Source organism: Bradyrhizobium xenonodulans, from assembly GCF_027594865.1.
GTDB lineage: Bacteria > Pseudomonadota > Alphaproteobacteria > Rhizobiales > Xanthobacteraceae > Bradyrhizobium > Bradyrhizobium xenonodulans.
This window is the reverse complement of the sequence record NZ_CP089391.1, coordinates 8,232,524-8,244,600: the sequence shown is the minus strand read 5'-3', so window position 1 is coordinate 8,244,600 and position 12,077 is coordinate 8,232,524. Positions and strand designations below refer to the sequence as shown.

Annotated in this window: 13 protein-coding genes; 8 read left to right on the top strand and 5 right to left on the bottom strand. The window is 58.0% G+C overall.

All coding sequences use genetic code 11. The annotated features are described in order from the left end of the window. Window positions 1-408: 408 nt before the first annotated feature. The gene (locus tag I3J27_RS38875; protein WP_270164089.1) at window positions 409-690 is read left to right on the top strand and encodes a hypothetical protein; all 282 of its coding nucleotides are present in this window, start codon (window positions 409-411) and stop codon (window positions 688-690) included. Window positions 691-745: 55 nt separating this feature from the next. Next, complete coding sequence (locus I3J27_RS38870; RefSeq protein ID WP_270164088.1) at window positions 746-1,045, top strand: hypothetical protein; 300 nt, start codon at window positions 746-748, stop codon at window positions 1,043-1,045. A 267-nt stretch (window positions 1,046-1,312) separates the two neighbouring features. On the opposite strand, the gene I3J27_RS38865 is transcribed toward I3J27_RS38870, so the two are convergent. Then, window positions 1,313-1,732, bottom strand: a complete 420-nt coding sequence (locus tag I3J27_RS38865; protein WP_270164087.1) for a hypothetical protein — start codon at window positions 1,730-1,732, stop codon at window positions 1,313-1,315. A gap of 1,180 nt (window positions 1,733-2,912) precedes the next feature. Further along, entirely contained in the window at window positions 2,913-3,473 is a 561-nt protein-coding gene (locus I3J27_RS38860; RefSeq protein ID WP_270164086.1) for a DUF5625 family protein, read from the bottom strand. Between the two features lie 278 nt (window positions 3,474-3,751). Here I3J27_RS38860 and I3J27_RS38855 point away from each other — a divergent pair, with 278 nt between their 5' ends. Then, window positions 3,752-4,033, top strand: coding sequence for a hypothetical protein (locus I3J27_RS38855; RefSeq protein ID WP_270164085.1), 282 nt, complete (start codon window positions 3,752-3,754; stop codon window positions 4,031-4,033). A 561-nt stretch (window positions 4,034-4,594) separates the two neighbouring features. Here I3J27_RS38855 and I3J27_RS38850 read toward each other — a convergent pair. Next, window positions 4,595-4,882 carry a hypothetical protein gene (locus I3J27_RS38850; protein WP_270164084.1) on the bottom strand — a complete coding sequence of 96 codons (288 nt, stop codon included), beginning with the start codon at window positions 4,880-4,882 and terminating at the stop codon, window positions 4,595-4,597. A 695-nt stretch (window positions 4,883-5,577) separates the two neighbouring features. Between I3J27_RS38850 and I3J27_RS38845 the strand changes: the two genes are divergently transcribed. The 4 genes from I3J27_RS38845 (at window position 5,578) to I3J27_RS38835 (ending at window position 9,825) form a co-directional block, all read left to right on the top strand. After that, entirely contained in the window at window positions 5,578-6,645 is a 1,068-nt protein-coding gene (locus tag I3J27_RS38845) for a serine hydrolase domain-containing protein (protein WP_270164083.1), read from the top strand. 344 nt (window positions 6,646-6,989) lie between these two features. Further along, complete coding sequence (locus I3J27_RS38840; protein WP_270164082.1) at window positions 6,990-7,205, top strand: hypothetical protein; 216 nt, start codon at window positions 6,990-6,992, stop codon at window positions 7,203-7,205. Between the two features lie 162 nt (window positions 7,206-7,367). Then, a complete protein-coding gene (locus I3J27_RS39390) occupies window positions 7,368-7,625 on the top strand; it encodes a DUF6894 family protein (RefSeq protein WP_441465936.1) in 258 nt (85 codons plus the stop codon). 943 nt (window positions 7,626-8,568) lie between these two features. Then, the gene (locus tag I3J27_RS38835; RefSeq protein WP_370692002.1) at window positions 8,569-9,825 is read left to right on the top strand and encodes a GNAT family N-acetyltransferase; all 1,257 of its coding nucleotides are present in this window, start codon (window positions 8,569-8,571) and stop codon (window positions 9,823-9,825) included. Between the two features lie 206 nt (window positions 9,826-10,031). On the opposite strand, the gene I3J27_RS38830 is transcribed toward I3J27_RS38835, so the two are convergent. Together I3J27_RS38830 and I3J27_RS38825 are read right to left on the bottom strand one after the other, a co-directional pair. Further along, the gene (locus tag I3J27_RS38830; protein WP_270164080.1) at window positions 10,032-10,382 is read right to left on the bottom strand and encodes a YybH family protein; all 351 of its coding nucleotides are present in this window, start codon (window positions 10,380-10,382) and stop codon (window positions 10,032-10,034) included. Window positions 10,383-10,555: 173 nt separating this feature from the next. After that, window positions 10,556-10,705: a hypothetical protein gene (locus I3J27_RS38825; RefSeq protein WP_270164079.1), complete on the bottom strand. Its 150-nt coding sequence runs from the start codon at window positions 10,703-10,705 to the stop codon at window positions 10,556-10,558. Between the two features lie 178 nt (window positions 10,706-10,883). Here I3J27_RS38825 and I3J27_RS38820 point away from each other — a divergent pair, with 178 nt between their 5' ends. Then, entirely contained in the window at window positions 10,884-12,077 is a 1,194-nt protein-coding gene (locus I3J27_RS38820) for a hypothetical protein (protein ID WP_270164078.1), read from the top strand.

The following is a 12,077-nucleotide window of genomic DNA, read 5'->3' as shown; positions in this document are numbered from 1 at the left end:
GCTCTCGCTGCGTACCATGCGGGCGACCACTCGAACTCGGCAGTTGCTCAATATTTCGAGCGCTTCGGTCTGCCTAAACCGAAAACTTCCGCTATCAGGGATTGACCGGACGTCAGTCGGACTATCCGCGAAGGCGCATTGTGACCCGTAGCAGACTTCCCCTATTCATGGAAAATTGAGCATTCACCGTGTTCTCGGTTGACGGAGTGCTGCTGTGCAACCCACAAGTGGGGTGGCGTTGTCGGCATTTTGGTCCACCGGTCAGAACCGAGATTAAGTGTGATCCCTCTCTGCAAAACCGTCGGTTTAGCTCTGTTTGCTGCTACGAGCTTATCGGTAGCGGCTTGTTCTCCCCAGGAGGACGTCCATCTCACCTGCGCGACGACCATCTTTGTCGCGGACAAACTTATGGAAACCGGCAAAGTCCCGACTGACGCTGCGCTGCGACAGAAAGCGAACGACGCTGAGATCAACCACCAGAACGCGTCGACGACTTTCAGAAGGTTGGACACACGTCAGCCTGAAGGAGAACGTGAACGCCTTTTGGAGCTTGCTTTCATTTTTGGGAATGAACGTGATCGCATTCTCAAGGAGCTATCGCCAAAGGAAATCGTCGCCCGGGCGAAGACCTGTATCGAACAGGCACCTCCGAAAGGGCGAGGGTTTCCACGTCCTGATGGCAGCTTTTGACCGAAGGGCGACGGCCGCGCCGCGCACTAACCGCTGGCATGGGGGAGAAAGTCTGGTGTACTTCACAGCCTTTCTGATCGTAGTCGTCTTGAGCGCCGTGGCATCGTTTCGTCGATCCAGGACTTTATCACGGAATTCTCAGGGGGCTGCCTCGGCCCAGCGGCTTAAAGCGCGGCAACAGGCGCTTTGGCCGGCGATGTGCGCGGCGATCATTGCGCTCGCGCTGCTCGCATTTCATCATGTTCAAGACAAGCAGGACTTTGGCCCGTCTGTGGCACTCGACCTCGCGGCGTTTACCGCCGCTTTCTTGGGTGGCTGGTTTCTTGGCGTCATTGGCGGGATGGATTGGGATTGAAGCGCGCGATAAGCGCAAAGAGAAGAGGTGCGCCGGATTGTCGCCGCTGACGAGCTACCATGATGTGGGCATCGTCCTGTCGATGTCTGGTTTTGGCCCGTACCCGACCTTCACGACGAGGCCCGCTGAGGGCCGCTTGTGACCCAAAACAGACATTGGCAACTCGTTGCGTAGATTTGATCGATCGAGTGCTGAGTTAACGAGTCCAGCTGTTTCGGCGAACTTTCGGTCGCCGGGCGTGCAGGTTCGCTATCCGTCAGGGATGCGCTATTCCCAGTAGCTCTTCTTGCGCTTAAGACGGATCGCGCGTTGTGCAGGCTCTCCACGCGCCGGCTGGTGCTGCAGGGTGCCAACGAAACCCGCTACGCTGATTCTTCCTTTGTATTCGTCCGTGCCCCCTGATGGGTCAGGAACAGTAAAACTGATAGTGTCGCCATCGATGCTCACGGGTACAACGCTCGGCATTTGAGGCTCACCCTGAGACTGTTGGACGAATGCTACATAACCACCGCTCGCGTAAACGATGAAGATTTCGTTGCCCAGCAGATCACCACCTTCTTGGTTGAAGTAGAGGTCGCTGTAAATCCCTGTGATTCGTACTTTCTGTCCCGCGGCATGAAGCTGACCAGCCATTAGAACAACAGTTGCTGCCATAGCCATAATCTCGTGCCAGACACGCAATTTCATGTGATCCCTCACTCATCGATGGGCTGCAGCGCTACAGCCTTTTCGGCTGGCGTGATGCCCACAGACCAGCGCCATTGACCATATGCCTCGCTCGTTTGTGGCGTAACGCAGCGTTGCCAACAGACGTCGTAGTGCATAGGCAGCCCCTCCCGTTTTGCCTATCACGTCATAACTGGGATGTCAGCTTCTGGCCCTGAGCCGAACAACGAACGCGCCGTCGCCACGTCGGCTGTTTGAGGGAGACCGGACCTAGCGCGATGGACGTGCTGAGCCGCTTTTGGACCCGCAGCGGACTTGATCAATGTCGAAGCGAGTTCTTAAATACCTGCGAAGGACGGGGTGTTACAGTAGAGCATGGAATCCTTTTCGGCATGGATCGCAGCATATCTGATCGGCGAGTCCGACGATTGGGTGCGCGAACGCTATTGGGCTGGATTCGAGTTGGACTGCTTGCCAGTCTGATCGGCCAGGTTATTTATCTGATCCACGCGTGCATCGCGTTGACGGTCCCGACGTTTCTTTGGATTAGCCTGCCGGCAAATGTTTTGGCTCTGATTTGTTGTCCGTCGCATTCTGAGGTGGCGCTACCCCGTCTAGATTTCCCTTATGGCCCTTACGAAATCGCCCCCTCTCATGCCCAAGAATAGATTCATCGTTAGGTCCGGACCGCAGGTCTATCAGGCCGCGACACCGCAAGACGCGCTTGCGCTGGGCGAACAGATGGCGGCCGAAGGGATGGAAGACGTCTGGATCATTGATCAGGATCCCCACGGCGTTATTTTGAGCCTCGAAACCTTACGATACGCTCTCAGCCAGCCGAACAAGCCGGAACACGGTGACGCTAACTCGTCTAGCAAACACGACTGACGGACGGTTGATGTCCGTTGTTGGCTCTCAGCCTAACTGGGCTTAGGCATTTGCAATGTCGGCTATGGGACGCAGAGCGGACGCGGGCTAGGACCTGCTCGAGCGCCGCTTGTGACCCTGGCTGTGTAAAAACGCGAGGAGACGAAAGACGGCTAGAATCATGTTCTTCAATTCGTCGTCTAACTTGAAATCGCTCGCGAGCATGAGCGTTAGATCGGCCTCGGACGAATAACTTGTTCTATCGTTCTCAACCGTCTTGCCGTTTTCACACAGCCAAGACCAATAGCTGACGTTCCCGCGCTTGCCCGGGACGCTACTTCCCGGAATAAGTGACCTCGATTTCCGTTCGAAACGGAGACAATGCCGTCATGTCCCTCAAGGGCGTGATAGCGACCGTGTAACGGCCTTCATCCAAAGGCAGTAAGGCGAGCTCACGAGCACGCGAGAAAGCTGTCCGTGCGTCGATCCCGTCCGAACTCTGGGTCTGATCAAACACCACGCGCCGCTCTTGATCCTGAACGGTTACATGAACCTTCGTCGGCAGCTTCCCGAGGGGCAATCCTGCGTTAATCGGTTGTGCAATGGGACCGAGCAGAGCCTCAAGAGCAGCCTCCTCCCTTGGTCCAGTGAAATAGACCACGAGGTTCAGCTTATATCGCTTCTTTCCGATGATCTGGGCTTGAAAAGTGAAGGGTGTCCCCTCGATCAGACGCGCCGGAACTGTAAATCGCGGGATGTCGTGATGCACCCATTTTAAGTATTGGACATACGGAGGCTCGCCGTATGCCCAGCCTCCCGCAACTCGGAAGACACCGGCGGCGAGAACGAAGAGCAGTACCGCACCAAGTGCTCGATTCCACGATTGCGCAAACATCCATTGGTTGTGAGGCAACAGTGCCTAACCTTAGGTAAACGACCGTCTGCCGCAACTTCCGCTGCTGGCCCTTAGCCGCCCAAAGCTCCCGGCTGTTGTCACGTCCGGTGTTGCGGGGAAACCGGGCGCCCGTTGCGGACCTTGCGGAGAGTTGGCATTGTCGTGCGATGTTCAACGACCTGCCTGCCCATATACGTACATGGTCGCTCTCATTGGCGATCTATTGCATAGCATGCACCGGTGCGACCGCCTGCGCCATCTTGGTAGGACGGAGCATTATGTTCGAGCAGGTCCCGGCCGACATCGATGCATCCGAGATCATCGAAGCAACCATCCATGATCGCACGCAGGTCAGCGACGCGCGAGGTCTGCAAGGGGAGCTGTTGAGCGCACGCGTTGATCGCGTGATCAAGGGATCAATCAAGACAGACACCGTGAAGATACTTTTGTACCAAGGCTGCCCCCGCGCTGCCGGGGGGCACGGCATTATTCTCGGCTATCTTCAGGGCGATCCGTTGCTCGGTCTCGTGCTGATACCGAAGGACCACTTAGTCCGCTGATGGCCCGTTGCTGCCGCTCAGTCTCTACGCCCTGACGTCGGCTTGCGAGGTGCAAACGAACCAAGGACGGATATGGCCGCGATGCCCGGATGTGACCCTGAGCAGGCGTTCGAGCAATTCCACTTACCGACAAGGCGGCAGGCCCTTGACCGCTGAGATGGTGTATCGCAAGGACGGCTGCCGCGCGATCCTGTTGGGGCATCGAAGAGGAGTGCTGCATGCCCAAGAGCGCTTTTTTCGTGATACTGACGCTAACTTTGAGCGTGGCAATTGTTCATGGCACTCTTTGGATGAGGGGTATCAAACCATCACCTCGGAAGGGTCTGTGGGAGCGGATGACTTGGGAGGCCTTTCCTAGGGATGATCAGCAGAAGCAATTTGTGCAGCAGCGGTTGCTGATGACGATCGTGGTACTTCCGATAGTAGCATTCGCGGTCTACACAGTTCTCAAAAGACTGGCCATATAGCCACCGCGAGACAACTGCTCCTGGCCCTTAGCGGACCTTGTAGCCCAGCCCGCAAACCATCTGCTTTTGACCCAAGGCGGACGTTCGGTTGGCTCTAGGAGCCACCTTTTCCCGCATCGATTGCGCTCCTTACAGCGTTGCCCACGTCTATGATCAGACGGTTCTCGGCCTCGAATTTGTCGTCGGCCTGAGCGACGAACGAGACTTTGGGCAAAACGACAATAAGCGCACGTGAGATGGCCGCTTTTGCTAGCTCTTCTTGCTTACTCCGTGGATCCGTGATCAAGGCCATCCTCTTCATGGTTTCCCAAATACCTGGAGAGTAGCTCTCCAAGGCCGCAATCGCTTCCTGTATCTGGTCATCGCTGTAGAATGTGCCCATTACGGCCAGCTCCACCGTTCACTGCTTGGTTCGGAGTGGTCGTCCCCGCGGTGCACTTCAACTGGATTTGCGGCTTTCGTCTTCGAACGGCGGACGACTGAGATGCCTCGTGAGACGCCCTTCATTGCCCCATCCGTACCGCTTAGCGAATGGAACGTACACAAGGCAGGCTAGGGCCAACGCTATCAGTACCACGACGAGGCTGAGGCCGAGGAACATGTAGGCGCTTGACGTGCCCCCGACGACGAGGACGAGCATAAGGGTGGAGCGAATGCTGAAAGGTGACATGCCCGCTAAAGTAGCACGAGGACCCTCTAAGCTGGCCGCTCTCTGACGATAGGGTTTGCAGACCATTAAGTCAGCTTCTGGCCCTCAGCCGAACTGGGCTTAGGCATTTGCAATGCCGGCTATGGGACGCAGAGCGGACGCGGGGCTAGGACCTGCTCGAGCGCCGCTTGTGACCGAAGCGGACCTTTGGAGCCGGAAAAGAGGCCTGGGTCGCGTCGCCTTGTGACCGGAGCAATAGAATTGGCATGACAGCGTAGTTTGTCTTGATTCTTTACCGCCGAAGAGACAACCTCTCGTTCTCATTTACAGAAGTTTGCAACGTGATTAGCAGAGTGGATCGACGCGACGTCATTGTCGGCTCCGGAGCATTGCTGTTGGCTGGGCACGGTTCAGCGAAGGGGGCCCCGATGACTTCGGAGAGCGTGTCGGACAGTCCTGAGGATCTTCATGACGGTTGGCGTGTCGGAAATCCTGCATGGCATGGGTTCGACTCCGCGCTGCTGCAGGATATGCGCCGGCGCGTGGCCGATGGCCGGCTCGACAACGTTCACGCCATCATCGTTGCGCGCGATGGTGTGCTCGTTTACGAGCAGTACGCGGCCGGGCAGGATCAAAATGGTCTTGAGCCGGCAAAGCATACGATCTTCAACGCGGCGACGAAGCACAATGGCAACTCGATGACCAAGAGCGTGATCTCGCTCTTGGTCGGCGTCGCCCTGCAACGTGGCTGGATCAAAACTCTGGATGCAGCGGTTCTGGACTACTTTCCGGAATATGCCGATCTGCGCACGCCGGAGAAGAGCCCGATCACGCTGTACCATCTGCTGACGATGTCGGACGGCCTTGATTGGTCCGAGTTCAAGCCGCCGTTCGATAGCTTCGGCAAGATGCGTGGCGCGAAGGACGCCTATCGCTACGTCCTGGAACAGCCGGCGGTTGCGCCGCCGGGGCGCACCTACAACTACAACAGCGGGGCGACCGAGTTGATTGGCGCGGTCTTGCGGAAGACAAGTGGCAAGTCCCTTGACGCGCTGGCGAGAGACGAATTGTTCGAGCCGCTGGGCATCGAGGACGTCGAATGGAATCGACAATTGCCGGATGGTCAGCCGCAGGCCAGCGGTGCATTGCGGGCTCGCCCACGCGACTGGGCGAAGCTTGGTCAGCTGGTGATAAATCGCGGTGTCTGGAATAACCGGCAGATTGTTCCATCGGCTTGGATCGCGGACTCGATCAAGCCTCACAACAATGGACCGGGATTGTTCCTGTACGGCTATCATTGGTGGCTCGGACGCTCTTTCTGTCGCGGGCGAGTGGTCGAGTGGGCCGGGGCCATGGGCTGGGGCGGTCAACGACTGATGATCGTTCCGGATTTGGGTCTGGTCGCGCTTGCTCTTGCATGGCTGCCGAAACGGATGACCCTTCCAGAGGAAATTCTACTTAACGAGTTTATCCTGCCGGCTGCGATGTCTACCTGATCGGAGAGGACCGACGTTCGGCCACGCACGGCGACGCCCTCATGTGTCGCTCATTGGCCCGAAGTCGAAGTGATGGCCCGGCGCGCTGAGGTCCGCTTACGGGAGCACAGCGGATGGGATTTGCTCCGCCCAAGTTCTTCTCAGTTTTGACCCTTAGCGGACTCTAGGGCCTGAACGACCCACTCCGCCGTCATCTGTCAGTGACCACCTGCCGCCCGCCGAAGATGCCGAGATCTCGTGGATGACTCCACAACTCCCCGTCAAAAACGGCCGGGATAAAATGGCAAAAGGGTTAGGAACGGTGAAACACTGATCCGGGTTGATCGAGGACGTGGAGCACTTCGATGGACAGAACCTCGATCCATGATGAGTTGGACCGTGTTGAAAGCGATGTGGTCGCAGGAGAGCGTCAGCTTGCAGAACAGGAGCGGCTGATTGTCGACTTGAAACGGGAAGGTCAAAATTCGGAAAGCGCCGAAAAGGAGCTTGAACGGCTACGTGAGTGCCAGCGGCTGCGCGATCAAGACCGTCAAAGGCTCTTATCGCTCCTGCAACCCTGAGAACGAAGGGCCGCAGGTTCGGTCAGGTCGCGCGGCTAACCGCCCTTAGCGGACTCCAGGATTACCTCAGGCGGAACGGCTCATCTTGAGTGAGTAACGCCGTTCGCTGGGCAGCGGCTCTTGTCAGATAGGAACACCTGGACCAAGCCAGTGTTGGCTCCCATGCGCTTCTACTTCGACTACAAAGACTCGGCCGGGACGATCCTTGACGACCAGGGTGAGGACCTTCCGGACTTCGCAACTGCGTGCGACGCTGCGATGAGATATCTAGCCGAAGGGATACGGGATCACAGCCCGTCGGAGCTAACCGACAAACTGTCCGTGCTCGTGAGAACGAAAGACGTTCCAATCCTGACCGTGTCGGCTACGATCGACGTAACCGCGGCAGCACCGATCAGCTCCAGCCGGAAACTCTCCTGACGGGCGTGGAGGGCTGGTCGCCTTCCGCTCTCAACAATCTTGGTGTTTCCACACGACCAAGACCCTTCTCGGACATCCCACGATGTCTGCTTTTGCGCGGCGTTGATCACGGAGCGCGGAAAGGTACTTGCGCCCGCAATCAGGTTGCGAAAGGGTTCGGCTCCGACGTGACCGCAGTTTGGGCGGGGAGCCTGACGATCGCCTGGCATCACCGAACGTATCCGCCATTCTTGGTCGAGGGGACCATGAACCCGACCCGACGTCTGCTGCAGCTGTGGATCGTTCTCTCTCTCGTTTGGGGCGGTGTTGCTGGCCCGATAGCCGTCCATATTTGGAAGAGAGACGCACATGTGCGCGCATACGAGCGCGCCGCCGCCGCGGTTTGGGCCAAATACGAGAGTGACTGTGGACCATCGAAGAGCAAGGGGCCTTTGTGTGATTTTCCGCCCGCCGTCCCGCCGGCTTCTGCGATCCCGAAAGCCGTCTATCCAGTAGTTGTCTTGGGTCCTCCTCTCCTACTCTTCTTCATCGGTTGGATAGGGCTTTGGGTAACGAGCGGCTTGCGCCGCTAAACCACGCAGCGGCCTGCTGAAGTCGAGTTCCATTTGCCGCTTTTTCCCGGTCGAGGTAGCTCCAGTTTTCCACCGTAGCTCCAATTTTCCACCCTGGAATAGAAACTCTCGCAACAATATAGGCGAGCGCTGACGAGGGACGCGCGGCTACTTCTGGGTGGGCTCAAATGAGCAATTGGCGTGCATCGGTACACCATAACTACAGGGTATTCATCCTCGACAAGGAAGGCCACATCATCAACCGCGCGCACCTGTCGTCGCAAAATGACGAAGCTGCAAAGGAACGCGCCAGAGACCTCGCCAGCTATGGGCTGGCCGTGGAGTTATGGGACGGCTCCCGCAGGATCGCGATCGAGGACGAAGGCCGGACGATGCAAGCCAATCTTTGCTCGCGATCAAGGCGCGTCGCTTCGGTCGATATCGTCCACGACCTCGCGACTGCCGAAGCGGTCTGGCGCAGTCTTGAGTGCCCGAGCAATTCTGCCACGCCCTATCAGCGGTTCGATTTCCTCGCCGCTTGGCAGCGTCGAGTCGGGCAGCGCGCGGGGCTTTCTCCCTTCCTCGTGATCGCCCGTGACGACGAGGGCCGGCCGCTTGGGTTGCTGCCGCTTGCCTTGCAAACAGCCTTCGGCGTGCGCTACGCGAGCTTCATGGGAGGCACTCACTCAACCTTCAACATGGGCCTGTGGCAGAGCGAGTTCGCGGCGACCGCTACCGAACACGATCTCCGCTCGCTGACGGCGATGCTCGCCGCGCGCGACAAAGCCGACGTGCTCGTGCTGCGCCGCCAGCCGACTTACTGGCGCGACCTACAAAACCCCTTGAGGCTGCTGCCGCATGAGCCCTCAACCGTTCACTGCCCGGTGCGGACGATCGAGCCGGGCGCGACATCGGTGAGCCTGGTGAGCGAATCTCTCCGGCGCCGGCTGCAGCGCAAGGAGCGCAAGCTGCAGTTGCTTGCTGGCTACCGCTATTACATCGCGTCTGATGACGTCGATATCACCCGTCTGCTCGACTGGTTCTTCCAGGTCAAGCCGCAACGAATAATGGCGCAGCAGAAGCTGCCAAGCCCGTTCGCCGACCCGGACGTGCAGGGATTCATCCGCAGCGCCTGCATGACAAAGCTAGCCGACTGCGGCCGCGCGATCGAGATCCATGCGCTCGAATGCGACGAGGAGGTGATCGCGATCCTCGCCGTTATGGCGGACGACCACCGCTTTTCGGCGATGTTCAACACCTATACCATGTCGCGGAAAGCGAAGTTTAGCCCTGGCCTGATTCTCATGCGCCATGTCATCGATCATTTTGCCGGTCAGAGGTATCGCGCCTTCGACTTTGGCATTGGCTTTTACGACTACAAGCTGCTGGTCTGCCCGGACTACGAGCCAATCTTTGACAGTTTCATCCCGCTCAGCGTGCGCGGCCGGTTCGCCGTCGGCGCAATATCCGCCGTCAACGAAGCCAAACGTTTCATGAAAAGCAATCCGGCGCTGCATGACATCGCCCAGAACCTGCGCAGCAGGTTGCAGGGTGTAAAAGCATTCCAAACAACTTCTCTAGTTTTCTTACTTCAAAACTGCTGCAGTCAATTGGGGCTTTACGAGGCGACAACACTCACGCTTGCTTGAGCCAAGAGCATCCCGGAACCTGGCTTCCATCCTTATTAGAGGGGTCGGGTTAATTGCCAAATTTTCCCGAGCGTGGTTCCGACTTCTTAGTTGGTTGGGGGATAAGCCATGTCGTCTTTTGGGCCCTTTGCCGACATCCCTGCCTGTCGCAAGCTGATGTCCGCCCTTAGCGGACTCCAGCACTCGAATGTCCATCCTGGTCGGCGTCAGCTTCTGATCTTGCAGCTGGAGGCTCGCGGGAGCGGGCCGCAGCTCAAGGTCTTGATTTTTCCGGCATCATTAAAAGCCAAGTCCGCCTTCACTACATTTTCCTCGCAAATGTAAGAGATCGTTGCCCCGTCGCGCGCGGGCTGAAGATTGTCCAGCTCGGCAGCGGGGTATTTTTGCAGACGAGCAACCCAGTAGCTTCGGAGGCCTTCTCTGCCGGTGATAACCAATTCGTCACAATCGCAGTACATCACGGCATCTTCGGCGTACATTTCGAGGATCGCTTCGATATCGCCGGCACGGTAGGAATCGAGCCAATCGACGGCAGCCGCCATTGGGTCAAAAGACATAGAAGCACCTCCAACCGCCAGAGCAGAGATTAGGCCGGGGTAGCCAGCTAAGTCTCCTCACGAATCGAGCTGGAGTTTATGGTGTTTTCACTGGGCCAAGCCCATATGCCGATCGCCATAGGAACTTTTTCGGACTCAAGCAATGCGCTCTCCGACGCTGAGGGAGTGGATCGCTAAATCCCGCTGAACGTCCCCTGCCAGATGCCGAAGGTCTTGTTGCCCATGTCGGTGTGATCTTCGAGATCGTTGTCGCGACGGTCATAGATCGTCAGCGTGTCGAGCTTTCCGTGGCGGCTTGGGCATCCGACGTGATGCGCTATCATGTCCGGAATTGGCCCTTAGCCGCCCCTCCTTCCCTAGGGTCAACTACCGCTACCAGCCCGAAAGCAGACCATCGCAAGCGTTTTGACTCTTGGGCCGGGTGGCGCAGAAACTGCATAGTCCGCAAGATCAGCAGTCTTGACGTGGCGGAGCATCCCCATCACTCGTATTGACAACCCCATGCAGATTGCATCGGGCAAAGCGATGGACGACGCTCGCAAGTTTGAGGATCTGGTGCAGTTTAGAGCGCCGACGAACCTGTCTAAAGCCATAGAAACAGCTGCAAAGCAAAGATGCCAATCGAAATCTGACTACATCCGCCAATCGATCGTCGATCGACTTCGCTCAGATGGCATCAATCTTCGTGAGATTGCTGGTCGCGCGGCGTGCGCATTGCTTGTGTGCGCGCTGGTTGCTTCGAGCGCCATGGCCGCCGGCACAATCCCGCTCTCGATGACGCAGCAGTTCGGCAGCTTGGGAAAGCCTCTCGGCGGCGGGCAACTGTTTCTGATCAAAGCGGGCACGGTATCCGAGCCGCAGAATTGCTTTCAGGATGTAGGGCTGACAATTCCTTGGCCTAATCCGATCACGCTTGATGCCGCCGGCCGCGTGCCGCAGCTGTTCTGCGCTGATGGATCAATCAAGGTCAGGCTGACGGACAAGAATGGTGTTCAGCAGCTCGTCGCTGACAACGTTTTGGTAATTGGGCCCAGTGCGGGAGGCGGAGGCGGTGGCACGGTCGATCCAACCACTATCTTCCAGACCGGCGCCTTCATGCAGTTTTATGGGACCGGCATATTGTCAGGCTGGGTACGGGCGAACGGGCGAACGATCGGCGGTCCGGCCTCGGGCGCGACGGAGCGGGCAAATTCAGACTGTCAGGCGCTATTTGCCTACCTCTGGGGCGCCGACGCAAACCTTGCTGTGAGCGGGGGCCGCGGCGCATCCGGCGCGGCGGATTGGGCTGCGAACAAAACCATCGCGCTTCCCGATCTCCGGGGCCGCACCATCGCAGGACTTGACGATATGGGCGCAAGCCCGGCTGGTCGCCTCACTGCGACGTATTTCGGAGCGACCGCAACCATCCTTGGCACCCCAGGGGGCGTCGAAAGCAGGACGCTCACAGCGGCTCAGCTTCCGTCGAGCATTCCCTACACTGATCCGGGCCACATACATGGTGTGTCGGTCCCCCGTTCGACTAGCACGTCATATATCGGCAATAACGACCAAGCCTATATTGGTGCGTCCAATAGCGGGGTCAGCAGTTGGGTTTCGCAGAGTGCGACCACCGGAATCACGATCAACCCGAGCGGCGGGCAGGCTCACGCGACCGTCCAGCCGACGATGCTCGCCACGACATACCTGAAGCTTTAG

What these genes read in the sequence shown, in the direction of transcription:
- I3J27_RS38845 (WP_270164083.1), top strand. Translation starts at nt 5,578, where the DNA reads ATGACTTCGGAGAGCGTGTCGGACAGTCCTGAGGATCTTCATGACGGT.
- I3J27_RS38830 (WP_270164080.1), bottom strand. Translation starts at nt 10,382, where the DNA reads ATGTCTTTTGACCCAATGGCGGCTGCCGTCGATTGGCTCGATTCCTAC.
- I3J27_RS38875 (WP_270164089.1), top strand. Translation starts at nt 409, where the DNA reads ATGGAAACCGGCAAAGTCCCGACTGACGCTGCGCTGCGACAGAAAGCG.
- I3J27_RS38835 (WP_370692002.1), top strand. Translation starts at nt 8,569, where the DNA reads ATGCAAGCCAATCTTTGCTCGCGATCAAGGCGCGTCGCTTCGGTCGAT.
- I3J27_RS38865 (WP_270164087.1), bottom strand. Translation starts at nt 1,732, where the DNA reads ATGAAATTGCGTGTCTGGCACGAGATTATGGCTATGGCAGCAACTGTT.
- I3J27_RS39390 (WP_441465936.1), top strand. Translation starts at nt 7,368, where the DNA reads ATGCGCTTCTACTTCGACTACAAAGACTCGGCCGGGACGATCCTTGAC.
- I3J27_RS38855 (WP_270164085.1), top strand. Translation starts at nt 3,752, where the DNA reads ATGTTCGAGCAGGTCCCGGCCGACATCGATGCATCCGAGATCATCGAA.
- I3J27_RS38820 (WP_270164078.1), top strand. Translation starts at nt 10,884, where the DNA reads ATGCAGATTGCATCGGGCAAAGCGATGGACGACGCTCGCAAGTTTGAG.
- I3J27_RS38825 (WP_270164079.1), bottom strand. Translation starts at nt 10,705, where the DNA reads ATGATAGCGCATCACGTCGGATGCCCAAGCCGCCACGGAAAGCTCGAC.
- I3J27_RS38860 (WP_270164086.1), bottom strand. Translation starts at nt 3,473, where the DNA reads ATGTTTGCGCAATCGTGGAATCGAGCACTTGGTGCGGTACTGCTCTTC.
- I3J27_RS38840 (WP_270164082.1), top strand. Translation starts at nt 6,990, where the DNA reads ATGGACAGAACCTCGATCCATGATGAGTTGGACCGTGTTGAAAGCGAT.
- I3J27_RS38850 (WP_270164084.1), bottom strand. Translation starts at nt 4,882, where the DNA reads ATGGGCACATTCTACAGCGATGACCAGATACAGGAAGCGATTGCGGCC.